The sequence below is a fragment of the Vibrio nomapromontoriensis genome (genome assembly GCF_050337205.1).
Taxonomy (GTDB): Bacteria; Pseudomonadota; Gammaproteobacteria; order Enterobacterales; family Vibrionaceae; genus Vibrio; species Vibrio nomapromontoriensis.
Genome location: NZ_JAKJSS010000007.1, coordinates 613,893 through 640,002, shown reverse-complemented (window position 1 = coordinate 640,002; position 26,110 = coordinate 613,893). Strand labels below are relative to the sequence as shown.

General features: G+C 44.3%; 21 protein-coding genes. 14 read left to right on the top strand and 7 right to left on the bottom strand.

Features of this window, described 5'->3' with window-relative positions; translation table 11 throughout:
* Window positions 1–392 precede the first annotated feature (392 nt).
* The 3 genes from L4D05_RS06990 to imuA are packed head-to-tail and all read right to left on the bottom strand — an operon-like array spanning window position 393 to window position 5,652.
* On the bottom strand, window positions 393–3,521 hold the full coding sequence (locus L4D05_RS06990; RefSeq protein ID WP_428793436.1) for an error-prone DNA polymerase: 3,129 nt from the start codon (window positions 3,519–3,521) through the stop codon (window positions 393–395).
* Between the two features lie 8 nt (window positions 3,522–3,529).
* Window positions 3,530–4,954 (bottom strand): Y-family DNA polymerase, encoded by a 1,425-nt coding sequence (locus tag L4D05_RS06985; protein ID WP_428793562.1) that lies wholly within the window; start codon window positions 4,952–4,954, stop codon window positions 3,530–3,532.
* Between the two features lie 11 nt (window positions 4,955–4,965).
* On the bottom strand, window positions 4,966–5,652 hold the full coding sequence (gene imuA / locus L4D05_RS06980) for a translesion DNA synthesis-associated protein ImuA (RefSeq protein WP_428793435.1): 687 nt from the start codon (window positions 5,650–5,652) through the stop codon (window positions 4,966–4,968).
* A 221-nt stretch (window positions 5,653–5,873) separates the two neighbouring features.
* On the opposite strand from imuA, the gene L4D05_RS06975 reads away from it, so the two are divergent.
* Window positions 5,874–6,998 carry a patatin-like phospholipase family protein gene (locus L4D05_RS06975; RefSeq protein WP_428793434.1) on the top strand — a complete coding sequence of 375 codons (1,125 nt, stop codon included), beginning with the start codon at window positions 5,874–5,876 and terminating at the stop codon, window positions 6,996–6,998.
* An 86-nt stretch (window positions 6,999–7,084) separates the two neighbouring features.
* Here L4D05_RS06975 and L4D05_RS06970 read toward each other — a convergent pair whose 3' ends face one another.
* Window positions 7,085–7,825, bottom strand: a complete 741-nt coding sequence (locus tag L4D05_RS06970) for a YciK family oxidoreductase (RefSeq protein WP_428793433.1) — start codon at window positions 7,823–7,825, stop codon at window positions 7,085–7,087.
* An 85-nt stretch (window positions 7,826–7,910) separates the two neighbouring features.
* Here L4D05_RS06970 and sohB point away from each other — a divergent pair, with 85 nt between their 5' ends.
* From sohB to pyrF, 7 genes are all read left to right on the top strand, one after another.
* Window positions 7,911–8,972, top strand: coding sequence for a protease SohB (gene sohB, locus L4D05_RS06965; RefSeq protein WP_428751736.1), 1,062 nt, complete (start codon window positions 7,911–7,913; stop codon window positions 8,970–8,972).
* A gap of 219 nt (window positions 8,973–9,191) precedes the next feature.
* Window positions 9,192–9,872, top strand: coding sequence for a (d)CMP kinase (cmk, locus tag L4D05_RS06960; protein ID WP_428751737.1), 681 nt, complete (start codon window positions 9,192–9,194; stop codon window positions 9,870–9,872).
* Between the two features lie 120 nt (window positions 9,873–9,992).
* The gene (gene rpsA, locus L4D05_RS06955; protein ID WP_265673389.1) at window positions 9,993–11,663 is read left to right on the top strand and encodes a 30S ribosomal protein S1; all 1,671 of its coding nucleotides are present in this window, start codon (window positions 9,993–9,995) and stop codon (window positions 11,661–11,663) included.
* Between the two features lie 162 nt (window positions 11,664–11,825).
* Window positions 11,826–12,110 carry an integration host factor subunit beta gene (gene ihfB, locus L4D05_RS06950; RefSeq protein WP_250616675.1) on the top strand — a complete coding sequence of 95 codons (285 nt, stop codon included), beginning with the start codon at window positions 11,826–11,828 and terminating at the stop codon, window positions 12,108–12,110.
* A 222-nt stretch (window positions 12,111–12,332) separates the two neighbouring features.
* Window positions 12,333–12,620, top strand: coding sequence for a LapA family protein (locus L4D05_RS06945; protein WP_428751738.1), 288 nt, complete (start codon window positions 12,333–12,335; stop codon window positions 12,618–12,620).
* Between the two features lie 25 nt (window positions 12,621–12,645).
* Window positions 12,646–13,815, top strand: a complete 1,170-nt coding sequence (gene lapB, locus L4D05_RS06940; RefSeq protein WP_428793432.1) for a lipopolysaccharide assembly protein LapB — start codon at window positions 12,646–12,648, stop codon at window positions 13,813–13,815.
* Between the two features lie 78 nt (window positions 13,816–13,893).
* Window positions 13,894–14,589 carry an orotidine-5'-phosphate decarboxylase gene (gene pyrF, locus L4D05_RS06935; RefSeq protein ID WP_428793431.1) on the top strand — a complete coding sequence of 232 codons (696 nt, stop codon included), beginning with the start codon at window positions 13,894–13,896 and terminating at the stop codon, window positions 14,587–14,589.
* A 103-nt stretch (window positions 14,590–14,692) separates the two neighbouring features.
* On the opposite strand, the gene miaE is transcribed toward pyrF, so the two are convergent.
* On the bottom strand, window positions 14,693–15,463 hold the full coding sequence (gene miaE / locus L4D05_RS06930; RefSeq protein WP_428793430.1) for a tRNA isopentenyl-2-thiomethyl-A-37 hydroxylase MiaE: 771 nt from the start codon (window positions 15,461–15,463) through the stop codon (window positions 14,693–14,695).
* Between the two features lie 90 nt (window positions 15,464–15,553).
* Window positions 15,554–16,318, bottom strand: a complete 765-nt coding sequence (locus L4D05_RS06925) for a DNA repair protein (RefSeq protein WP_428793429.1) — start codon at window positions 16,316–16,318, stop codon at window positions 15,554–15,556.
* 263 nt (window positions 16,319–16,581) lie between these two features.
* On the opposite strand from L4D05_RS06925, the gene cysB reads away from it, so the two are divergent.
* A complete protein-coding gene (cysB, locus tag L4D05_RS06920; RefSeq protein WP_428751743.1) occupies window positions 16,582–17,556 on the top strand; it encodes an HTH-type transcriptional regulator CysB in 975 nt (324 codons plus the stop codon).
* Window positions 17,557–17,656: 100 nt separating this feature from the next.
* Window positions 17,657–18,856, top strand: coding sequence for a methyltransferase (locus L4D05_RS06915; RefSeq protein ID WP_428793428.1), 1,200 nt, complete (start codon window positions 17,657–17,659; stop codon window positions 18,854–18,856).
* Window positions 18,857–18,931: 75 nt separating this feature from the next.
* On the opposite strand, the gene ald is transcribed toward L4D05_RS06915, so the two are convergent.
* Window positions 18,932–20,056, bottom strand: coding sequence for an alanine dehydrogenase (ald, locus tag L4D05_RS06910; protein ID WP_265673397.1), 1,125 nt, complete (start codon window positions 20,054–20,056; stop codon window positions 18,932–18,934).
* 156 nt (window positions 20,057–20,212) lie between these two features.
* On the opposite strand from ald, the gene lrp reads away from it, so the two are divergent.
* The 4 genes from lrp to L4D05_RS06890 all read left to right on the top strand — a co-directional run bounded on the left by lrp (window position 20,213) and on the right by L4D05_RS06890 (window position 26,047).
* A complete protein-coding gene (gene lrp / locus L4D05_RS06905; protein WP_265673398.1) occupies window positions 20,213–20,707 on the top strand; it encodes a leucine-responsive transcriptional regulator Lrp in 495 nt (164 codons plus the stop codon).
* 151 nt (window positions 20,708–20,858) lie between these two features.
* The gene (locus L4D05_RS06900) at window positions 20,859–24,059 is read left to right on the top strand and encodes a DNA translocase FtsK 4TM domain-containing protein (protein ID WP_428793427.1); all 3,201 of its coding nucleotides are present in this window, start codon (window positions 20,859–20,861) and stop codon (window positions 24,057–24,059) included.
* 18 nt (window positions 24,060–24,077) lie between these two features.
* Entirely contained in the window at window positions 24,078–24,689 is a 612-nt protein-coding gene (gene lolA / locus L4D05_RS06895; RefSeq protein ID WP_428793426.1) for an outer membrane lipoprotein periplasmic chaperone LolA, read from the top strand.
* Window positions 24,690–24,697: 8 nt separating this feature from the next.
* Entirely contained in the window at window positions 24,698–26,047 is a 1,350-nt protein-coding gene (locus tag L4D05_RS06890) for a replication-associated recombination protein A (RefSeq protein WP_428793425.1), read from the top strand.
* Window positions 26,048–26,110: the final 63 nt, after the last annotated feature.

Below are 26,110 nucleotides of genomic sequence, written 5' to 3'. Positions count from 1 at the left end.
TGTGTAGAGATAGATATGGTGAACTATAATTCTACTGACGAAAGGTTGTTCCATCAGAATGATTTGGCTAACTTCAAAAGTCGTAATGACTCTAAGTTTACTAATATTCAGGGAATGGAAAAAAAGACGTACGGAAGCGCCAGTTGAAATAGATCGGTAATGTCATGGAGCGATTAGCACCATGACGACCGAGAATCTGAACTTAAAAGGGAGTATTTACTCCCTTTTTTCTCATCTGTTATTTGGTAAATAAGGGCGTAACATAGAATGGCATTATTGAATTATTCACGATTGAATTAGTGTAGCCACAATGCCAAGCCTTAGCGTTCGGTTTATAGATTTATCATGCGGCTATAGATTTATAATGCGCTTTTATAGCTTTATCACGCGGCTTAATGGAACTCTCGTGACTGAACTTTTAACGCAGCTAATTTATCGGTGATATCTGTTAATTTGCCAGCGATAATATGTGTGACTTCTCCTTCTCTTTCTAAAATGCCGCTAACTTTCAGAATCTTGGCGGTTAAATACGCCTTTTTTTGTGCTTTTGCCGTTGCACTCCACACCACGACATTAATATTTCCGGTGTCATCTTCTAAGGTAATAAAGGTGACGCCTGCTGCGGTTCCTGGCGATTGTTTCCCTGTGACTAACCCAACCACATGCACAATGGATTGGTGGGGGTGATGCTGAAGAGACTGCATTCGAGTAAACCTACCTAACACCCCCGCTTGATCAAGTAACTGAATGGGGTGTTGGTGAAGTGACATGTTCATTGAAGAGAAGTCTTCAAGTACGTTGTCTATTTCACTTGGTTTATGGGGAAGGGGTTGTGCTTCATAGGGCAGCGTATGAAAGAGTGGTAAATCTTGTAGGGTGTCCATCATAGCCCAGCGAGTCGCATAGCGATCACCTGAAATAATCTGTAGCGCATTGGCTGATGCGAGCAGTTCCAGTTCTTTTTTGTTCAACCCCAACTGTTTGATTTGTGTTGGCGTAGTAAACCCTGCATCAGGACGATGTTGGAGGATACGTTGCACACTCTCATACCGTAATCCCTTGATTTGCTTAAAACCAAGACGGATGGCAAGGGGATGAGCATTTGCGGCTACTGAGTCTAAATTTAAGTTTGAACAATGTGTATTAGGTTTGCTGTTCGTTGGCACTAAATCATGGTGATAATGGGAGTGGTTAATGCACACCGGTAGTATGCTGACACCATGTCGCTTCGCATCTTGTATCAGCTGTGAGGCACTATAGAACCCCATCGGTAAACTATTGAGTAAGGCTGTATAAAAAGCGTGTGGGTAATAATATTTTAGCCAAGCGGAACTGTATGCTAAGACCGCAAATGAAGCGGAATGGCTTTCTGGAAACCCATATTCACCAAAGCCGCAAATTTGTTCAAATAAACGCTCTGCAAATGCAAGTTCGTAGCCCCTTTGTTGCATTCCATCAATGAGCTTAGTGCGAAATTTAAAGATATTGCCGTTTTTTTTCCATGCCGCCATTGCTCGACGCAGCTTGTCTGCTTCACCACCGCTGAACCCCGCTGCGACCATGGCTAATTTGATAACCTGCTCTTGAAAAATAGGCACCCCTAGCGTTCGCGATAGTACCGCTTCCACTTCTTTTGAGGGGTAAGAGATAGCTTCATCACCGTTTCGCCGTTTAAGAAAAGGGTGCACCATGTCCCCTTGGATAGGACCGGGTCTGACAATGGCAATTTGTATCACAAGATCGTAATAACAGGCTGGCTTTAGGCGAGGCAGCATGCTCATTTGCGCCCGAGATTCAATCTGGAATACCCCAACCGTATCGGCCGCTTGAATCATTTTATAGACGTTAGCATCGTCTTTTTGACGGCTAATATCTGCAATTGTTAAATCCACATCGTAGTGGCGCTTTACTAATTGAAAGCATTTTCGAATGGCGGTTAGCATACCTAACGCTAAGACATCGACTTTGAGTAACCCTAAGCTTTCTAAATCATCTTTATCCCATTGAATTACAGTTCGTTCATCCATGGCGGCGTTTTCAACGGGTACCAATTCATACAATGGGCCTGCTGAGATAACAAAGCCACCAACATGTTGCGATAAGTGCCTTGGGAATCCCATGATTTCATTGACCAGTTCAATAAACTGTTGGCCTTTTAAAGAGTCTGGTTGTAAACCAAGCTCAACGATTTGCGCTTGCCATCCCTGACTGCGATCACGGCGATTAATATTTTTAACAAAAAAATCGAGTTGAGTGTCACTGATCCCCAGAACTTTGCCAACATCTCGTATCGCGCTTTTAAAGCGATAAGAGATGACCGTAGCGGCAAGTGCCGCTCTCTCCCTGCCATATTTTCGATAGATGTATTGAATGACTTCTTCGCGCCTTTCGTGTTCAAAGTCGACATCGATATCAGGTGGCTCTTTACGCTCTTTGCTAATAAAACGCTCAAATAATACCGAAATATGCCGAGGGTCGACGGAAGTAATTTCCAAGCAATAACACACCACTGAATTAGCAGCGGATCCTCTGCCTTGATAGAGGATCCCTTGCTGTTTAGCGAACATGACGACATCATGAATCGTCAGGAAGAAAAACGGGTAATTAAGTTGTTGAATTAAATTGAGCTCTTTTTCTATGGTCTGTTCTATCTCATATGAGACGCCTTCAGGAAAGCGTATTGTTTTACCGTGCTCAACCAGTTTTCGTAGATAACTCATAGGAGTTTCCCCTTTAGGGAGTAGCTCACTTGGGTACTCATAGCGAAGGGTGTCTAGTTGGAAATCGCAATATTTTGCAATACGAACACTTTCCGCAATCCACTCTGGCTCATAGAGCTTTTCAAGTTTACTTTTGGGTCTTAGGCTTCGTTCGGTATTGACTAATAGCTGACCGCAGACCTTGTCTATAGAGGTATTAAGGCGGATAGCAGTAAGAGTATGTTGTAACGGTAAACGAGTGGCCGTATGCATGAGCACACCGCCACAAGCGGTAATTGGTATGCTAAGTTGTTGGGAAAGCCGTTTACAATGCTGTAGGTACTGGTGTTCATTAGAGGTTAAATGACGTTGTAGACCCATCCAGACTCTATTGCTATGGTGCCTGTATAACCACTGCCCCCATTTACTATCATCACTGTTCCCTGTTGGTAGCCAGATAACAAAACAATGGCGCAGTGACATGATGTCCCACTCTGATAAGCGATATTGCCCCTTTTCACAGCGGCGTCTTGCATTTGTTATGGTGCGGCAAAGCTCTGCATAGGCTTCCCTGTTGGGGCAGAGTAAGACAAATTGACAATCTGAATTGAGCCAAAACATGCTGCCGATGAGCTGTTTGATGCGAAGGTTGTGCTGTTTGATTGCGGTATGCGCCCGTACCACACCTGCCAGTGAGCATTCGTCAGTGATAGCTAAGGCCGAATATTGAAGAAATTCTGCTTGAAGCATGATTTCTTCAGCATGAGAGGCACCCACGAGGAAAGAGAAGTTACTTTGACAAAACAGCTCTGCGTATTTCATAGCACCTCCTAGCTAAATTGACCATGCACGAACCAGTGCTGCTCTTCGGTTCGAAATATCCATAGCCATTGACCCGACGTATTTCGAGCAACAAAGTAATCTCGTTTAACAGGGTGACCATCCCACCAACCGCTAACAATACGCTCTGGTCCGATAGTCACTTTAACTTGAGTTGTGAGTGGAATAGGGTGCGGAAATAAAAGGCTAGGTCTGAATAGAGTCGACTTTGATGTCAGTGGGCAAACCGGCGTGCATTGTTGGGGATCTAGGGTAAAAGGGACGACTTGAGTCGCCATTTCTGGTCTTGGGTCATCGGTAAGTAAAAGAGAGGTTACCGCTTGTGGGCCAAGCTTAGCCTGTAGCGTAGAAGTAAGCTCTAATGCGGTTTGATTCCCCTTTACACCTTCAAATAAGTCATGTTCACTACTGCTATTTTCACCCAATCTGGTGACGGAAAGCGTCAGTCCTGTGACGGCGCTGTCTATACGAATACTTTCTAGTGTAAGCGAAGATAGAGCGTGCCACTTTGTCGCTAGATAATCGCCTTGCGCGGAATGAAATGGGATGATTTTATCTTGGTGATCGCGTTGATGGAGCACAAGATTAAGCTCATAAGCAACGCTGTCTCGTAGCCTTAAAAATAGCTCAAGTCTCTGGAATAAAATGTTAAGCGGCTTTTCTAACCATGCGATGTTTTCAATATCAAATAGCAATTCAAGAAAAGAGCAAAAGAGCTCTGGTGGATGATAAAAATCGATGGGGTGCTTAAATTGCCCAGTAAGCTTACCAATGTAATTAACCAAATCAATATCAAATCGTTTAGCCACTTCAGGTAAAGGAAGTGCTAATAGGTCATCAATATTATGAATACCAACTCGTTGTAATTGGTTCACTTGTTGGGCTGGTAGTCCACTCAATGAAATAGGATAGTGGCGTATTGCATCCTTCAGCTGCTGCGTATCCGTCGCCACCCAGTTTTTGTTTTGTTTCGCCATGAGGGTGGCTGCATACGGAGAAAGCCCAGTTGAGTAGGATGTATGAACCTGTAAATGCGCCAAGTGCTGGGACAGATTACGCCAGTAATTCTCCATGTTGCTGTATAGCGACAGCATGTTGGTAACCTTGATTAAAATGCCATTAGGGGGAGAGAGGCTAATATCAGAGGTAATCAAATAGAGCCATTGAGCAATCTCAGTTAAACGTCGTTCTTCAATTTTAGGCTCGTAAGGGTGAACTTGTAAGTCTTGGCAAAGCGCCGCTGCGCTACCAAGCCCCATCCCTAACTGTAAGCCTTGTTTTTTAGCCTTATGATTGAGCTGCACAATAGTATGTTTACGCCCATCAACAATTGCTAAAGTCAGGTCGTTATCTTTATCTTGGTGAAATAACGTGTCCATTTGTAGTGTAGGGAAATGTAGATATAACCAAAGCAACATGATGATGACTACCCTTGCTGCTGCATAGGAAATGAAATTACAGTTGAAGCGCTAGGCTCAGCTGTGACAGTGAGCTCTGGCCAGCAAGCCGTCATATTGACGATAAAAGGATGACGAGAGAATCCGCCTTTTTGCTTGGTAATGCTGATTTCAAGTCCTGATTCATGAGGTTCAAGCGTTAAGCCTAAAGAAACGGGCAAAGAGAAAATGTGGGGTTGAACTGGACGGAATAAAAACTGCAAGCATTGTCCGGTTTCACTGGCGACTTGAAGGCGTTTAGCATGATGAATTTCAATGTCTTTTTGCCATAAGCAAACACAACCACAGGCTCCACTCTTTAGACTTTGCTCGGCAGCCCACAACGCATGTTTGATTGAGGTTGGGTAGAGCATGAGTACTTGTGAAGGTTGAATACCTTGGCCTAAGAGATAGTCGGCACACAAGTAACCCGGTGGATTGATTAAGACTAAAAGTCGTTTTTCTGCACATGTAGTAATATGAGGGAGCAACAGCCGCAACTCGCCAATGCCACCGATCGATTGAATATCAACGACACCGTGGTTAGGAAACCCACCATTTAAGCGCTGATCAAGTTCATCAAAACCTGTTGGGTGATAATCTTTAGTGCTGGAGAAGGAGCGGCTTCCTTTCCAAATTAATTGTTTATTTTGGAGCTCAGTGATCAAAGTATGCATAATAATTTTACCTGTATATCCATACAGTATAATGCGTGAGTAATTGAGCTGCAAACAGTAATCAACGACAGAGTGATGGAATCGTTGTGGATGGACAATAAAGCAGCATCGTGTAATAAGTGCTTACGACGTCGCGATGAATTACATTGACAAGGGTATTTGAATTAGAGTAATTGTTTTAAAAAACCAAAAGATGGTAAAGCGGACATGAGGAGAGTGATGTGTTCACTGAAGATCAACAGTATTCTTTGATAGTGCAAGGCGGTGGGCAAAAAGGGGCGTTCGCCTCCGGCGTGTTAGATAAGTTTATTAGTGCAAAGTTTGACCCATTCTCTTTGTATATTGGGACCTCTGCTGGCGCACTGAATGTCTCCTCTTTTGTCACAAAACAAGAAGGGCTCGGGCTAGACTTTATCTTGAATTATACCACTCGTGGACGATTTTTTGATGTCAATAAGTTGCTGCAAAAACAGCAGCCTATGGACTTAGACTGGGCTTTTGAATTCGTCAATACGGGGGAGTTTCCTTTAAATATACCGAAAGGGAAAATGCAACTTGGCGAAGATAAAGTCGCATTGGCTTGCATTACCGATGTGGAAGACCTGAAAGATTACTATTACCCTATTTTTGCGGATAATTGGTTTGATGTTCTTAGGGCAACCTGTGCGATTCCAATGCTCTATTATCATGATATTGAATTTGATGGTAAGAAGTGGGTCGATGGTGGGGTTTCGGCAACCATCCCTGTTGAAGAGTCTTATCGTCGTGGAATTAACAATATGGTGGTGATCAGTACCATTCCGGAAAGTGGCGATAAAGTGCTGCATTCACCGGCGATGGAATCTTTAGAGCGTTGGAAAAAAGAGTTAGAAGCAGGGCTAGCGGCGCACTTAAACCACCTAAAAATATCCGGTACAAAAGAAAAGTTAAGCGAGTTTCATCGGCATTTTTCAGAAAAATTGCACACCATTAAAATGGACTATAAGCAATTTACGGCCAATCAGGCTGAGTTATACAAAATCGCACCGAGTGAAAAGCGCAAGTTATCAACGTGGATTCATGACAATGAAAAACTATCACGTTTGATCGATATTCAAAATAAGCGTATTCCATTTAGTCGTAGCGGGACCAGCCATCTCGATATGCTGGTGGCACACTACACGAACCATAGCCAAATTGAACAGTTTTTAGATTCGCCTCCTGAAGATGTCAATTTATGGCATATTCAGCCCAAGCATGAACTTGCATCTAAAGGGTTAATGAGTCACAAAGATCAAATACTTGAGGACTATCAACATGGAATGGCTGTGGCTGGAGAGTTTTTAAAGCAGCATTATGATAAGTAGATTATCTGAATGATGAAAAATAAGCGGCGGGTTAAATAGCCGCTTATCTGTATTACATTGTCTGATATCACGCCTGACTTTTTTGCTTATTTCGGTTGGGCGTCAATGCACTGGCCATTGATATTGGTCACTGTTGGGTCCATTAGACGTAAGTAAAGAGGCATAAGATCTTTTGGCGTTTTTAGTGCATTCGCATCTTCGCCTGGATAGGCTTTAGCGCGCATGCGAGTGCGTGTAGCACCAGGGTTAATGGCATTGACTCGAATGGCGGTGTCACTCAACTCATCCGCTAAAATTTGCATCATGCCTTCTGTCGCAAATTTTGAGATTGCGTAGGTACCCCAAAAGGTACGTCCAATATGCCCAACAGTCGAAGAAGTAAAAATAACGCGTCCAGCTTCTGATTTTTTCAGAATTGGTAGTAAAGCTTGTGTCATTAAGAATTCAGCTTTGACGTTGATCTGCATGACATCATCAAATGTCTCTTCATCAATCTGTTCAAATGGGCTTAGGGTTCCTAAGACACCTGCGTTATGAACAAGACCATCGAGTCGTCCAAATTGACCTTCAATCGTTTCTGCCATATCCACGTAATTCTGCTTAGTCGCACCTTTAAGGTCGAGCGGAACGATGGCCGCTTGAGGGTAACCCGCTTTTTCAATTTCGTCGTAAATTAGCTCTAAGTTAGCCACATTACGGCCGAGTAAAATCACTGTTGCACCATGCTCAGCATAACTGAGTGCGGTTTGACGGCCGATACCAGCACCAGCACCAGTAATGAGAATGATTTTGTCGGCTAGCGCCTTAGGAGCGGTTGAATATTCCACAGAACACTTCCTTAGTTTGAATAATTCTTGGTAATCGTGACAAGTTGGTTACAATACACTAATTCGTAGGATTGGGGATAAGACATTGGAATTTTTATTAGATTACGGGCTTTTTCTAGCCAAAATCGTGACAGTATTAGCGGCAATTGTGGCGCTGATTGTAGTGGCGAAATCCGTAGGCGGTCGGACGGGAAGCGCAAAGGGTGAACTCGAAATCACCAACCTTACCGAGCAAAGAAAACAAACGGTTGAGCAATTAGAACACCACTTGCATGACGACGCATTTATTAAGGCTCGTGATAAGGCTGAAAAAAAAGCGGAAAAAGAGAAAGTAAAGTCACGTGAAAAAGAGATAAAGAAAGCCTCTAAAGGTGGCGATCTTGATAGCAAACGTGAGCCTCATTTGTTTGTGTTGGATTTTATTGGCAGCATAGATGCTAAAGAAGTGGCGTCGTTAAGAGAAGAAGTGAGTGCGATTCTTGCCGTTGCTCGTGTGGGCGATGAAGTATTGGTTCGTTTAGAGTCAGGCGGCGGTATGGTGCATGCCTATGGACTAGCGTCGTCACAACTAGACCGAATTAAAGGCGCTAATCTGCCACTAACTATTGCTGTTGACAAAGTTGCGGCAAGTGGTGGCTATATGATGGCCTGTATTGCCGATAAAATCGTGTCAGCACCGTTTGCGGTGGTGGGCTCTATTGGTGTGATTGCGCAGTTACCCAATTTTAATAAATTATTGAAAAAGAATGACATCGAGTTTGAACAGCTGACGGCAGGTGAATACAAGCGAACACTAACAATGTTTGGTGAAAATACCGATAAAGCGCGCGATAAGTTTAAAGAAGAGCTTGAAGAAACACATGGGCTATTCAAAGACTTTATTCGAGATCACCGTCCTGCGCTTGAGCTAGAAAAAGTCGCGACAGGTGAGCACTGGTTTGGTACTCAAGCAAAAGCGCTTGGCTTAGTGGACGATATTCAAACATCAGACGATGTGGTTACCGCTGCGTGTAAAGAGAAAACGGTATTGTCTATTCGTTACGTACAGAAGAAAAAGCTGAGCGATAAATTTGCAGGTGCAGCAGGCCAAGCTGCTGACAACGTACTGATGAAATGGATCAGCCGTGGTCAAAGACCTATTGTTTAGGCGGTAATGCACTCTAAGATGGCGCAGAATAACCCCAAGTGTACTTGGGGTTGTTTTCTTTAACCCTTTTGATTTGGCTAGGCATGAAAGGTAGCTCACCCTAGAATCATTATTCGCTAAAGAAAATGGCATATTGGTGCTATTGGGTATATAATTTTGCGCCGTAAAAATGAAGAATAATAAAGATAGTTAGCCAAACAATACAACGTGGAGTAAAACATGTCCTCAATGACACCCGTGATTACTGTAGATGGGCCAAGTGGTGCTGGAAAAGGCACATTGTGTATGTTGTTGGCTGAAAAGCTAGGTTACCATTTACTTGATTCTGGTGCGATTTACCGCGTGCTGGCATTAGCTGCGATTCATCATGGTATTGATTTAGACTCAGAAGATGCATTAGTACCAATTGCGATGCATCTTGATGTGCAGTTCATCGCCGAAGGTGACTTAGTGAAAGTTATTTTAGAAGGTGAAGACGTATCAGGCGAACTTCGTAAAGAAGAGACCGGTAATGCAGCGTCAAAAATAGCGGCTTTACCTCGTGTTAGAGAGGCGTTATTACGTCGTCAACGTGCGTTTAATATCGAACCTGGACTTGTCGCGGATGGTCGCGATATGGGCACTGTTGTTTTCCCGCAAGCTCCAGTGAAAATTTTCTTAGATGCAAGTGCAGAAGAAAGGGCCCATCGCCGCTTTAAGCAGTTGCAACTAAAGGGCTTAGATGTTAGATTTGACGACCTTTTGAGCGAGATCGAGGAGCGAGACTTCCGAGACCGCAACCGAGCGGTTGCACCTCTACGTCCTGCTGATGACGCTCTAGTGCTCGATTCTACCTCGTTAAATATTACGCAGGTTGTCGAAAAAGCGCTAAAATATATCGAATCTAATCTCACTAAGTAGTTGTGCTTCGGTACCAAACTTGGTGAGTTTCGAACGTTGGTCGCAAGGATGATGACTGGCGAAATTATCAACCCCATGCGGTAGGATACCCGTGGACGTTTACTAATTGAAGATTAAATAATGACTGAATCTTTTGCTCAACTCTTTGAAGAGTTTCTGAATGAAACTGAATTCCAACAAGGTAGTATCGTTAAAGGTACTGTAGTAGCTATCGAGAACGGTTTCGTTCTTGTTGATGCTGGCCTTAAGTCTGAGTCTGCTATCCCTGCTGAACAATTCAAGAACGCTGCTGGCGAACTTGAAGTTGAAGTTGGTGCTGAAGTAGATGTTGCTCTAGACGCTGTTGAAGATGGTTTCGGTGAAACTCAACTTTCTCGTGAGAAAGCGAAGCGTCATGAAGCTTGGATCGTTCTTGAGAAAGCTTACGAAGAAGCTGAAACTGTTGTTGGTATCATCAACGGTAAAGTTAAAGGCGGTTTCACTGTTGAACTTAACGGTATCCGTGCTTTCCTTCCTGGTTCTCTTGTTGACGTACGTCCAATCCGTGACACTGCTCACCTTGAAAACAAAGAGCTAGAGTTCAAAGTTATCAAGCTAGACCAGAAGCGTAACAACGTTGTTGTTTCTCGTCGTGCTGTTATCGAATCTGAAAACAGCGTTGAGCGTGACGAACTTCTTGAAACTCTACAAGAAGGTACTGAAGTTAAAGGTATCGTTAAGAACCTTACTGACTACGGTGCATTCGTTGACCTTGGCGGTGTTGACGGTCTTCTACACATCACTGATATGGCGTGGAAGCGTGTTAAGCACCCATCTGAGATCGTTAACGTTGGTGACGAAATCCTAGTTAAAGTTCTTAAGTTCGATCGTGACCGCACTCGCGTTTCACTAGGTCTTAAGCAACTAGGCGAAGATCCATGGGTAGCAATCGCTAAGCGTTACCCAGAAGGTCACAAGCTAACTGGTCGCGTTACTAACCTTACTGACTACGGCTGCTTCGTTGAAATCGAAGAAGGCGTTGAAGGTCTTGTACACGTTTCTGAAATGGATTGGACTAACAAGAACATCCACCCTTCTAAAGTTGTTAATGTTGGCGACGAAGTTGAGGTTATGGTTCTTGATATCGACGAAGAACGTCGTCGTATCTCTCTAGGTCTGAAACAGTGTAAAGCTAACCCATGGCAATCATTTGCAGAAATGCAAGCTAAGGGCGACAAAGTTACTGGTAAGATCAAGTCTATCACTGACTTTGGTATCTTCATCGGTCTAGAAGGCGGCATCGACGGTCTAGTACACCTATCTGATATTTCTTGGAACGCAACTGGCGAAGACGCTGTTCGTGAATACAAGAAAGGTGACGAAATCTCAGCTGTAGTTCTAGCTGTAGATGCAGAGCGCGAGCGTATCTCTCTAGGCGTTAAGCAAATGGAAAATGACCCATTCAATGCTTACGTTGCTGATAACAAGAAAGGCACGCTAGTTAACGGTACAGTTACAGCAGTAGACGCTAAAGGCGCTACTATTGAACTAGAAGAAGGCGTAGAAGGTTACATCCGCGCATCTGAAGTTTCACGTGACCGTATCGAAGACGCATCTCTAATCCTAAGCGTTGGTGACAGCGTTGAAGCGAAGTTCACAGGTGTAGACCGTAAGAACCGCGTAATCAACCTATCTATCAAAGCTAAAGATGAAGCTGATGAGCAAGAAGCAATGGCTTCACTGAACAAGCAAGAAGACGGCGGGTTCGGTAGTGCTATGGCAGACGCATTTAAAGCTGCTAAAGGCGAGTAATTTACTCAGCTAAGAAAAAAGGAGCCGCAAGGCTCCTTTTTTTTGTTTTTAACTTTGCGAATTATAGACTATTATCTGTTTATACAGGCAGTTAGTGAACTGTTGTTATACAATGGTAAAGACCGTTTCAACTGAACATGAGAGTAATGAGGGTAACCACCTATGACTAAGTCTGAATTGATTGAAAGACTCTGCGCTGAGCAAACTCACTTATCCGCAAAAGAAATTGAAGATGCGGTAAAAGACATCTTAGAACATATGGCTAATACGCTGGAAAGCGGTGACCGTATTGAAATCCGTGGATTTGGTAGCTTTTCACTTCATTACCGCGAACCACGTGTAGGGCGCAACCCTAAGACGGGCGATAAGGTTGAACTAGAGGGCAAGTACGTACCTCATTTCAAGCCAGGTAAAGAGTTGCGTGAACGCGTAAACGAAAGTCTATAAGCACTCTCTTTAAATCAGTTGAACGGCATACAGATAGTGTGCCGTTTTTGTATTTCTGAATATAAATAGAAGTAATGAGATTTTGTTAAGGTCCAAATATTGGGATCTCTCGACATAAGGCGCGAATTTAGCAATGATTCGTAAGATTATGGCGAGTAAGCATGGTGTGTGATTACTATTTGCTGCATAATCTTAGCTATCCAATGACTGTGGTGAAAACACATGAAGATTATAAAAATAATTTTACTAATTGTACTTTTCTTAGTCACTCTAGCACTTGGTTCGCAGAATCAGGCCATCGTGACGTTTAATTACCTATTAGCCCAAGGTGAATTTCATTTATCTACGTTACTTGGCGTCGTCTTTGTTACTGGGTTTGTGATTTCTTGGATTATTTTTGGAAGCTTGCATCTTAAGTCTCAATTGACGGTTCGAAAATTGAGAAAGAAATTGGCTAAGCAAGCTCCGCCTCAGTCAAAAGACGTGGCAACGACTAGCCCTAGCAACTGATTGAATATTAGGGTCTATTTAGTACATGCTTGAGCTACTATTTCTGCTTTTACCGATTGCTGCAGCCTATGGTTGGTATATGGGGCAGCGGAGTGTAAAACATGACAGACAAGAGCAATCTCATCAGATATCTCGTCAGTATATGACGGGTCTTAACCTATTGCTCTCAGATCAGTCCGATAAAGCGGTTGACCACTTTATTGAGTTACTTCAAGTTGATGATGAAACAATAGATACCCATTTAGCGTTGGGCAATTTGTTCCGTTCAAGGGGCGAAGTTGACCGCGCGATCCGAATTCACCAAAACCTTATCTCGCGCTCGGGCCTTACCATTGAGCAAAAAAACATAGCCTTACAACAACTTGCCAAAGACTATATGGTTTCGGGTTTCCTTGACCGTGCTGAAAAAATATTTGTTCAGCTTGTTGATGAACCAGAGCATAGAGAAGCGGCCTTAACTCAGTTGGTCTCTATCTATGAGCAAACTCAAGAGTGGCATAAGGCGATTGAGTACGCTTCAGCATTACAAAAGCTAGGTAAGAAGCGAGTTAAGAACAATATTGCTCATTTTTGGTGTGAACTCGCAATAGTCGAGCAGGCGGGTAGTAATACACCTAAGGCAATTCAGTATTTTCGTAAAGCGCTCACCGTTGATGCTAAGTGTGCTCGAGCCAATATTGCACTAGGGCGCCTGTATCTAGAAAATGAAGAGTATACAAAGACGATTCAGTGTTTAGAATCCGTCCTTGAACAAGACAAAGACTTTGTTAGTGAGGTACTGCCGACGCTAGCGGAATGCTACCATCACCTAGGTCAAGAGCAAGATCTTGTTGAATTTTTGCGCTCTAGCATTCAAAAGGGGGCAGGCGTGTCCGCTGAGTTGATGCTAGCGCAGCTTGTTGCTCATCATGAAGGAACCGCTTCAGCTCAAGCGCTATTGACTCGTCAGCTAGTGAAAAGCCCGACAATGAAAGGTTTCTATCGCTTGATGGACTATCATCTAGCAAATGCTGAAGAAGGACGCGCAAAAGAGAGTTTAACAACGCTGCAATCTTTGGTGGGTGAGCAGTTAAAGTTGAAGCCGCACTATCGTTGTAGAAAGTGTGGTTTTTCGACGCATTCATTGTATTGGCATTGCCCATCTTGTAAAGGATGGGGTACGATCAAGCCGATTAGAGGGTTGGACGGCGAATAGTCCAACATTAAGGTTTTTATGGCAGCACTTATGTGCTGCTTTTTTTGAGTTAGCACTCAGTATTAGTAAGGAGCAAAAATGATTGACCAAAAAGTGATAGTGGCACTGGATTATGACAATCAAGCCGACGCATTAGCTTTTGTTGATAGAATTGACCCAACTTCTTGTCGACTAAAAGTTGGCAAGGAAATGTTTACACTATTTGGTCCTAGTTTTGTTCGCGAGCTTCATAAACGTGGTTTTTCGGTATTTCTTGACCTTAAATTTCATGATATCCCAAATACGTGCTCAAAAGCAGTAAGAGCCGCTGCAGAGATGGGTGTCTGGATGGTGAACGTTCATGCTGGTGGTGGTGAGCGTATGATGGCGGCATCTCGCGAGATCTTAGAACCTTATGGCAAGGATCGTCCACTTCTTATTGGTGTGACGGTATTAACCAGTATGGAACAGTCTGATCTTGCAGGGATCGGTATTGACGTCGCACCTCAAGAGCAAGTGTTGCGCTTAGCTAACCTAACAAAACGCGCGGGACTTGACGGTGTTGTATGTTCAGCGCAAGAGTCGAGCATGCTAAAAATAGAGTTGGGTCAAGAGTTTAAGCTAGTGACTCCTGGTATTCGCCCTGCAGGCGCTGCAGTAGGTGACCAAAAACGTATTATGACACCGGATATGGCGATTCAATCTGGTTCTGATTATCTTGTTATTGGCCGCCCTATCACTCAAGCCGCCGATCCTGCGCAGGTACTTGCAGATATTAATGCTTCACTTCGTTAACATCGAAAAACGGTAGTCGACATTGAAAACGCCAGACCTTATGGTCTGGCGTTTTAGTTTTTTAATTCGAACTTTGTACAGAAGTGGGGAGCGCCAATTACTCTTATAACGGCACACCACTGTGGAATTTAAAATCACTATCTGGTGATGCAATCAGATCGGCTTCAATCTTGCCAAAAAACTCGACTCTTTCTGTAATGTCGCCCCCAGAAACCTGTTCAGCAAGTTTTAAATAATCCTGGTAATGGCGTGCTTCAGAGCGTAGTAGAGAGACATAAAATTTAGCAATATCATCGTCCATGTATGGGGCAAGTTTTGCAAAGCGCTCACAAGAACGGGCTTCGATGTACGCGCCAATAATGAGCTTATCAATTAGCGTATTGGGTTCGTGAGTCGTCGCTTTCGACAACAAGCCTTTGGCATATCGACCAGCAGGAATAGGGTGATAGGGGATGCTCCTTCCTTCAAGGATCTCTAATACCTGATAAAAATGATGTAACTCTTCTTTAATCAAGAGCATCATTTTGTCGATTAAATCTTGGCTGTAAGGTGAGGCTGACTTTGCCATAATGGCTTTGGAGATATTGCTTTTACCTCGCAACGAATCAGAATTACCTTGTTTTCGATAAGCAAACTGTTCGTAAGGCTTGAACCATTCTTGCAAAACTTCGCTGCTCTTAGCATCAACCGCATACTTACGAAGTAGATACATGGCTGATTGGCCAGCTTTTAGTTCGCACAAGAGGTGATCAATCAAAATAACAGGAAGGTTTTCGGGCTTCTTTGCTTCTGTTACCCATGCATCGGGCGTTGGGCAATGTAGAAACTGGTTAATAGGCGCTAAAATTTGTTCCATTTGAGTCTGACTAGTCATGTTATATTATTTTCTTTGAGCAATTGAAAAAGGTCGCATCTGCGACCCTTTTTTGATTCGTGTAGCTTCAGCAAAAGCAGGCGCTCAATACTACCATTTTTTCTTTTCACCAAATAGTTCATCCATGTCGTTATCTCGCTCACGACTGGCTTGCTGTTGTTGCTGTTCATCGGCTTTTGCTTGTCGTGAGTTTTGCAGCTGTTCAAGAATCTCAGTGAGCTTTTCTTTGGCTTGAATCGAGTAGTTGTCATTTTTTGAGCTTAATGCGTCAATACCTTTCTTGAGCAGTTGCATTGCTGTGCCTGGTTGCCCTTTAGCGATGGACTCATGGGCTCTTTTTACGACATTCTCTATATTGATTCGTATTTGAATGGTTTCCAAACGGCCGTTCTCTACCATGTAGGCTTGAGTTTCAATGCGACCTTTATTGTGTTCGGTACGAATCGTATCACGCAGGCGCTTAACCAGTTTAAGCATGACAATCGCTTGCTTGTCACTGGTTGGCACTTTAAATGAGGTGGCTTCGTTGCCTTCGTAGTTTTCATTTAACTGCTGGATTTGTGTTTGAGCCGATTCGACACGTTGTGTGAGGTGTTTGTTTTTTGGATCGAGATCATGCATGTTCTTTAATGCATCCAAGATTCGATTATGTAGGCAAATCATGAGTTCTTTACTATAGGGAAGGTAGCTGGCTCCACTAATTAGCTCTTCAGTAGCATCAATAAGCGCAACGTAGCGTGCGGACTCTTGTCGGCGTGTCGCTTCCGCTTTCAATTTGTATTGCAACATAATGTTGTACCCGAGAACGAGGACAAGCAGGAGTGCGACCAGCGCAATGATCAAACCAATATTCATAACTTTTTGTATCTACAGTGAGTTTCCCTACAACAAGAAGATTCAGAATACACCAAAGCGAAAGTCATCAACACTGCTAAGTCGTCGTTTAGGTCATAAACTGGGAAAATAGCTGATTATTTGTACGTAACGAGAAATATGAGTAATAGATCCGCAAAAAACTGTTAATCTTTCTAGGAATTCGTTATAACTATTAATTATATGCTTTGCTGTTAGCATTTATTGGATGGACAGCAGAAACGGACAAGGATGACGAGGGCGCAATGAAGTTACAGCAGTTAAGATACATCGTTGAAGTATTGAATCATAATTTAAATGTTTCCGCGACTGCAGAAAGCTTATATACCTCCCAACCCGGTATTAGTAAGCAAGTTCGTTTATTAGAAGACGAACTCGGCATTCAAATCTTTGAGCGAAGTGGTAAGCATCTTACCCAAGTCACGCCTGCAGGCGAAGACATTATACGTATTTCACAAGAAATACTGTCGAGAGTGGAAAGCATCAAAGCGGTAGCTGGTGAACATACTCATCCGGAAATGGGCACGTTGAACATTTCAACAACGCATACACAAGCTCGTTATGCGCTCCCTGAGGTGATTAAAGGCTTCACGGCTCGCTACCCTAAAGTCTCCCTGCACATGCACCAAGGCACACCATCACAGATGTCGGAAGCGATAGCAAAAGGCACCGCCAATTTTGCCATTGCCACCGAAGCACTTCATTTGTATCAAGATGCCGTTATGTTGCCTTGTTATCATTGGAACCGTTCTATTGTCGTTCGCAAGGACCACCCATTAGCTCAAAAAGCAAGGGTGACGATCGAAGATCTTGCTGCGTATTCACTGGTAACCTATGTGTTTGGCTTTACTGGACGTTCTGAACTCGATACCGCGTTTAATAAAGTTGGGCTAACACCTAAAGTAGTCTTCACGGCAACCGATGCAGACGTGATTAAAACTTACGTTAGAATGGGTATTGGTGTGGGTGTAATCGCGAGCATGGCGATGGACAACAGTCAGGATAACGATTTAGTCGCAATAGATGCGAGCCATATATTTGAAGCCAGTACGACGAGTATTGGATTCCGTCGCGGGACATTTTTACGTACTTATATGTATGATTTCATGGAGCGTTTCGCCCCTCACTTGACACGACCTGTTGTTGAGCAAGCCATTTCGCTGAAATCAAATGTCGAAATTGAAGCAATGTTTAAGGATATCGACTTACCGGTGAGGTAACTTCTTTCATCGTTTTAACAATATCATGGGCACAAAACGCTTCCGTTGTGCCTTGCTTCCCCCTACAATCGCACCAGAAAAGTAGGGGAAGTTTATCATCGTGAACCGTCAACAATTTCAACTGATCACCCGACTGCTTAAGCAATATCAAAGCTACTGGCGTCAAGACCCGTTTACGCAGGTAATTAGCGGTCAAATTCCATGGAAAAGCGCGAACCCTGAGCTCTTGACTTGGCTACAAGCCCTTAGCCGAGACGCGATTTCTACCTACAAAAAAAATCCGCCGCTTTTTGCTTCGAAACTCAGTGAATGGTTACCTGACGCCGAGTTGTTAAGCACCATCACTGTCCCTCATCGTCCCTTTAACGAGAGCGCTGCGAAATTCCCACGTGGTTTAGATAGTGGTATTCCAGGAAGAAAGCTGCAACAAATCTCTTCGCTTAGTGACGTTTGTATTTCTGATCATCACGGCACTCAATGGCTAGAATGGTGCGCAGGTAAAGGTTACCTTGGGCGATTACTTTCTTCACAATCACAACAGCTTGTCACGAGTTTTGAATTTCAGGCTGCATTATGTAAATCGGGGCAGAATGACGCAGATAAATTGTCGTTGCCGATGACATTTGTCCAAGGGGATGCGTTTAGTGATGAAGCAGAACATGTGTTTTCTCATCACCAACATGCGGTTGCTTTACACGCTTGTGGTGATCTACATGTGACCCTAATTAAGCACGCAGTCAGAGGCAAACTGCCTGCCGTGACATTATCACCGTGTTGCTATCACCTTATTCATGACACTCACTATCAACCAATGTCTAACGAAGGGCATGAAGCGAAGTTAACACTGACTAAGCAAGAGCTTCGGATACCATTGCAAGAAACAGTGACTGGCGGAGAGCGAGTTAAACGTCATCGTGAGCAAGAGATGACGTTTAGACTAGGTTTTGATGCTTTGTGCAGTGAAATGGGGTTGAGTCAGGCGTACATATCGATCCCAAGTATAAAAAAATCCCAATTAGCCGATGGATTTGAAGCGTTTTGTCTTTGGGCGGCGAAGAAAAAACAGCTGACATTACCTATTGTAGATTACTGTCATTATGAGGGTGTCGGCATGAAACGTTATTGGGAAATGGAAGCACTTAGCTTGATTCAAGGTGTTTTTCGTCGACCATTGGAGCTTTGGCTCGCGTTAGATAAAGCCTTATATTTGCAACAGCAGGGCTATGATACTGAAATATTTACATTTTGTGACCCCGCGACTACCCCAAGGAATTTGGTAATACACGCTGTTCGGACATAAAAAAAACGGGCGATCACGCCCGTTTGATAAATAAATATGCTTCGTTAATCTGTCGTTAGCTAACGATGATGCTTACTAGTTAAACATCGCCATTGCTGCGATAGGTTCAACATATTCAAGGTCGAAGCTTTCCGCCACTTCTTTGCAAGTGACTTTACCGTGAATGACATTGAGTCCATCTAGGAATCCTTTGTCTTCAGTCAGCGCTTGCTGGTAGCCCTTATTTGCAAGTTTGATGATGTACGGCAATGTTGCATTATTTAGTGCAAACGTTGAAGTACGAGCAACCGCACCGGGCATGTTGGCAACACAATAGTGAACGACATCGTCGACGATGTAAGTTGGATCTGCGTGTGTAGTCGCATGAGAGGTTTCAAAACATCCACCTTGGTCGATGGCCACATCAACCACTGCCGCGCCTGGTTTCATTTTCGCAATATGTGCTTTTGTCACCAGCTTTGGTGCTGCTGCGCCAGGAATTAAAACGGCACCGATCACTAGGTCTGCTTCTAGGATATGCTTCTCTAATGCATCTTCTGTAGAATAAACCACTTTAGCGCGACCCTGGAATTCTTCGTCCAAAGCGCGTAATGTATCAATACTACGATCTAAGATTGTAACGTCTGCACGCATGCCAACAGCCATACGAGCGGCGTTTGAACCAACAACGCCACCACCGATAACCACGACTTTCGCAGGTTCTACACCTGGTACACCACCAAGTAGAAGGCCGCGTCCGCCGTTGGATTTTTCGAGTGTTTGAGCGCCAGCTTGTATAGACATTCGCCCAGCGACTTCTGACATTGGTGCTAATAGTGGCAAGCGACCCATATTATCTGTTACAGTCTCATAGGCAATGCAGACAGCTTTGCTTTTAATTAGCTCTTCAGTTTGTGGAAAATCTGGTGCTAGGTGAAGATAAGTAAATAAAACTTGTCCTTCACGTAACATAGCACGCTCGACAGCTTGGGGTTCTTTGACCTTTACAATCATCTCTGCTTGCGCAAAAACGTCGGCGGCGGTAGGAAGAATGGATGCGCCTACAGCGATGTAATCATCGTCTGAAAAACCAACACCAGTGCCAGCATTAGTTTCAACGAAAACTTGATGGCCGTTTGAGATAAGCTCTCTTACGCTTGCTGGGATCATACCAACACGGTATTCATGGTTTTTTATCTCTTTAGGTACGCCAATGATCATCCTGACTCCTCATTATTATATGGTTGTATTAACTGTGTGTAGGGTGTTATTGTCGAATTACTGACTAGTATAGAAGCTAATTAACAAAATTTGATACTGAATATTACAGAGTTGTAGTATATTTTTTTGCAAGGAAGTAACAAGGTGGAATAAAAAATGGCAGACAACTATAAGAAGCCGTCCAAGGAACTAGACCGTATTGATCGCAATATTCTTAATGAATTGCAGAAAGACGGTAGGATCTCAAATGTCGAATTGTCAAAGCGCGTAGGTCTATCGCCTACACCGTGTTTGGAACGTGTTCGTCGACTTGAGCGTCAGGGATATATTACGGGCTATACAGCTCTACTTAACCCACAATACTTAGATGCGTCACTATTGGTCTTTGTGGAAATTACGTTAAATCGTGGTGCCCCAGATGTGTTTGAGCAATTCAACGCAGCAGTGCAACGATTGGATGACATCCAAGAATGTCACCTCGTTTCTGGAGATTTCGACTATCTTTTGAAAACAAGGGTGTCGGATATGGGTGCGTATCGTAAGTTGCTTGGCGATACATTATTGCGTTTACCGGGTGTGAATGACACGCGAACTTACGTTGTAATGGAAGAAGTGAAGCAAACGAACCAACTGGTGATTAAGACGCGATAAATCTATTCTAACAAGGAGTTGACTAATGCCATGAAAATCCATGCTTTATTCATCTCCTAGATTGGGTTTTAATCCCCGATGTGGTTAAATCAATAAATACTCCGAGCGGCTTTTGCCGCTCGGGCTGTTTCTACTAAGTTAGATGTTGGATATGTTCAAACAGGACAAAAAAAGAGTCGAAACGATCATTAAGACCAGTGAAGAGCAGGAAGCTTCACGTCTCAACGGTTTTCAACGATTAAGAGAATGCTGCTTTATACTGGCAGTCTTGACGTCGATTTTATTGGCGGTCGCATTATTTACTTTCAGCCCAGCAGACCCTTCTTGGTCTCAAACCTCATGGGGTGGCGACATTCAAAATGCAGGCGGCCTCGTCGGTGCATGGCTTGCTGATACGCTATTTTTCGTTTTTGGCTCTTTGGCTTACCCCGTTCCTTTTGTTGTTGCTTTTAGCGCTTGGGTGTTTTTCCGTACTCGCGATAAAGACGATGAAATTGATTTTATGATTTGGGGAACACGCACGCTCGGCTTGACCATCATCATATTGACGAGCTGCGGTTTAGCAGATATTAACTTTGATGATATTTGGTATTTTTCGTCTGGTGGTGTGATTGGCGATGTGCTGACCAGCTTGTCGTTGCCAACTCTAAATGTGTTGGGTACAACCATTGTCTTACTATTTTTGTGGGGAGCCGGATTTACGCTATTGACTGGAATTTCATGGTTAAGCATTGTGGAGTGGATTGGCAATAGCGTACTGACCTTCATCGCGGCGTTAACGAACAAAGCCCGTGGCAGTAAAGAGCAAGTGTATGAGCCAGTATTATCTCAACCAGAGCGGGTTGAAGAAGATGACGTGATGCCACATTTTTCGGCGAAAGATGAAGCAGTGTTGTCTGATGAGCAAGCGCTATCGTCGACTAAACGACGTCATTATAATATTCATATGCCAGATACCGCGGATTTAGAGTCGCGTCTAGACGACACAGATGCCCATGATCCGTTGTTTGCCACCTCTGCGCCTGCGACTGATACCGTAGAAGCTAATGAGTACTCTTCTATTTCTGACGCGATACCAACACCAAACAGCGCTGAGATACCGTCTAACGACGTTATTGTGGAAGCGAGAACGGAACCCGTTATCGGCGAAAGTGCGCCTGAGTTATCGCAGCATGAAACAAGAGTGGTGCCGCCATCGATGGATGAGCCAGCTCCTGCTATGTCATCAAGGCCGACGGTTGCCCCTGAAGAGGACCGCAGTCATTTACTGGGTGCGACGATAGAAGACCTTGAAATAGCGGCAAGAACCTATGACGACTTTGCTGATCAATCTACACACGCGGATACCACACACACAGATATTCAGCAGATTGATTCTAAACAGATAGACTCCAACTATGTAGAGCCAACGATAACCAGTGACGTTGAGCATCGTGATGTCAACACCTCACATCTAGCAACCGCCGCAGTGACGACAGCGATTGCTAGCGCACCGTTGGCCGCGCAAGATGGCGATAATTTACCTTGGAGCTCAGAGAGCGTTGACGTGACAGGGGAGCCAACAGCATCGGCGGATCTTTCTGACTCTGCGCTCCTTAATACAGATGTTGAGTCTTGGTCACAGGAAAGTACCTCTTCGCTTGAACCTGACAAAATTGAGTCGATTGACCAACATGTTGAGCCAGAAGCAGTGTGGGTTGAAGAGCCGAATGTACAGCCTGCTGCTCAACCTCAAGAGGACGCATATGTAGACGCGGATTCTCAAGCGTTCCAGTCTTTGGTCGCAGAAGCGCAAAAAACGGCTGTGGCGAAGGTGAACCCATTTTTGGTGCAGCAGGATGCCAATTTACCTAAGCCTGCGGAACCAATGCCGACGCTTGAGCTGCTTTACCATCCTGAAAAGCGTGAAAACTTTATTGATAGAGAAGCACTGGAAAATATCGCTCGTTTGGTTGAGTCCAAGTTGGCTGATTACAAGATTAAGGCTGAAGTCGTCGACATTTTCCCTGGGCCAGTGATTACTCGTTTTGAGCTCGATCTCGCACCGGGTGTGAAGGTCAGCCGTATTTCTGGTTTGTCTATGGATTTAGCGCGTTCATTATCTGCAATGGCAGTGCGTGTAGTGGAAGTTATTCCCGGTAAGCCTTATGTAGGCTTAGAGCTACCTAATATGACGCGTCAGACGGTTTATTTTTCGGATGTCATCGGTAGCCCTGCGTTTACTGAGTCTAAGTCGCCAACTACGGTGGTATTAGGCCAAGATATCGCGGGTGAAGCCGTGGTCGCCGATTTGTCTAAAATGCCTCACGTATTAGTGGCAGGTACAACCGGTTCAGGTAAATCGGTTGGCGTTAACGTGATGATTCTAAGTATGCTATATAAAGCGACGCCAGAAGAAGTGCGCTTTATCATGATTGACCCGAAAATGTTGGAGCTTTCGATTTATGAAGGTATCCCGCATTTGTTGTCGGAAGTGGTTACTGATATGAAAGACGCCTCTAATGCACTGCGCTGGTGTGTTGGGGAAATGGAGCGTCGCTATAAGCTGATGTCGGCACTGGGTGTTCGAAACATTAAGGGCTTTAACGACAAACTGAAAATGGCGGCGGAAGCGGGTCACCCTATTCATGACCCACTATGGAAAGATGGCGATAGTATGGATCCAGAGCCGCCATTGCTTGAAAACCTACCTTACATCGTGGTGGTCGTGGATGAATTCGCTGACTTGATCATGGTTGTTGGTAAGAAGGTTGAAGAACTGATTGCCCGTTTGGCTCAAAAAGCCCGAGCAGCAGGTATTCACTTGATTTTGGCAACGCAGCGACCATCTGTCGATGTTATTACTGGTTTGATTAAAGCCAACATTCCGACACGTGTTGCCTTTACGGTTTCAACCAAAACAGATTCAAGAACTATCCTAGACCAAGGCGGCGCAGAGTCACTGTTAGGTATGGGTGACATGTTGTACCTACCGCCTGGGTCGAGTCATACGACTCGTGTACATGGCGCATTTGCGTCCGATGATGATGTTCATGCTGTGGTGAATAACTGGAAGGCGAGGGGCAAACCTAACTATATTGAAGAGATTACCAATGGTGATCAAAGCCCAGAAACCTTATTGCCGGGAGAAAAAATGGAAGGCGATGAGGAAATGGACCCGTTGTTTGACCAAGTAGTGGAGCACGTCGTGCATTCACGTCGAGGTTCAGTCTCTGGTGTTCAAAGGCGTTTTAAAATTGGTTACAACAGAGCGGCTCGCATTGTTGAACAACTTGAAGCTCAAGGGATAGTCAGTGCACCGGGCCATAATGGTAACCGCGAAGTATTGGCTCCACCCCCAATTAAAGAATAATGGCAGTAAGGAATTAACATGAATAAATGGCTTTCGCTTGCGCTCGTCACCGCTTCCGCCTTTAGCTTTACGGCGTTTGCATCTCCTCAGCAAGAACTGAGTGAACGTTTGCAGCTTAATGATGGATTCAGTGCGAATTTTAAGCAAACCGTGACCAGCCCTGATGGGGATGTGGTGATGGAAGGCGAAGGGAATGTTGAAATCGCCCGCCCGAGTATGTTTCGTTGGGTGACCACGTTACCTGATGAGAATGTATTGGTATCAGATGGAATTAATCTTTGGTATTACAGCCCGTTTATTGAGCAGGTGAGTATTTATAATCAAGAGCAAGCGACGGAACAAACCCCGTTTGTATTACTGACTCGTAACCGTGCAAGTGATTGGGACAACTATAGTGTTGAACAGCGTGGAGATATGTTCACTCTAACGCCGACGGCGGTTGACTCAACCCAGGGACAATTCCAAATCAATATTGATCCTAAAGGGATTGTGCATGGGTTTAATGTCATAGAACAAGACGGTCAGCAAGGTCAGTTTGTGTTTGAAACGGTCAAGGTTGGCAAACCATCATCGGATAGATTCACTTTTGTGGTTCCCGAAGGTGTAGAAATTGATGATCAAAGAAACTAGGGGATTACGTGAGTAATTTTAGTTTTGACTTTTCAGGGGACGAAGATTTTCGTCCCCTGGCTGCGAGAATGCGTCCAGAAACAGTAGAGCAGTACATCGGGCAGCAACATATTCTTGGTGTTGGTAAGCCACTTCGTCGTGCTTTAGAGGCGGGCCAGCTTCACTCTATGATCTTATGGGGACCGCCGGGTACCGGGAAAACGACGCTTGCTGAAGTGGCGGCAAATTATGCTGACGCAGAGGTCGAGCGCGTATCAGCGGTAACCTCGGGTGTTAAAGATATTCGCGCCGCGATTGAAAGAGCACGAGAAAATAAACTGGCAGGTAAGCGAACCATCTTATTTGTGGATGAGGTGCATCGCTTTAATAAAAGCCAGCAAGACGCCTTTTTGCCACACATTGAAGATGGAACGGTGACCTTTATTGGGGCGACGACAGAGAACCCATCGTTTGAACTTAATAACGCATTATTGTCTCGAGCACGGGTCTATAAGCTGACCTCGCTTGATAAGGCGGATATTCTGCTGGTACTTGAGCAAGCGATTCAAGATGAAGCGCGTGGGTTAGGTCAGGTGTCGGTGGAGTTTCAGGACAATGTTTTAGATAGACTGGCAGAGCTCGTTAATGGTGATGCGCGTATGTCTCTGAATTATCTAGAGCTGCTCTATGATATGGCGGAGGACAATGCGCAAGGTGAAAAACTGATCACATTGCCTTTGCTTGCGGAAGTCGCCGGAGAAAAAGTAAATCGCTTTGATAATAAGGGCGACATTTGGTACGACCTTATTTCCGCCGTTCACAAATCGATTCGCGGCTCAAACCCAGATGCTGCGTTGTACTGGTCGGCACGTATGATTGCTGCTGGTTGCGATCCGTTATACATCGCTAGACGTTTATTAGCGATAGCGTCGGAAGATATCGGCAATGCAGACCCTAGAGCGATGCAAGTCGCGATGTCGGCTTGGGATTGTTTTACTCGCATTGGTCCAGCAGAAGGTGAACGAGCGATAGCACAAGCCATCGTTTATCTTGCCTGCGCGCCTAAAAGTAATGCCGTATATACTGCTTGGAAGCAAGCGTTAACTGACGCGCACCAATTACCAGAGTATGAAGTGCCCCATCATTTACGCAATGCACCTACCTCTCTTATGAAAGATATGGGGTACGGTGAAGGGTACCGTTATGCTCATGACGAACCTGGCGCTTACGCGGCTGGCGAACGATATTTACCTCCTGAAATGAGCGGCACACGCTACTATCAGCCCACAAATCGCGGTCTTGAAACCAAAATTGGTGAAAAGTTAGATTATCTGGCCGATTTAGACGCAAAAAGCCCACAAAAGCGCTATGAAAAGTAGTGGCTTTTCGTTATCGTTATCCGGTTCAATTATCAAGATTTATCAGCGGTTACAAATTAATCG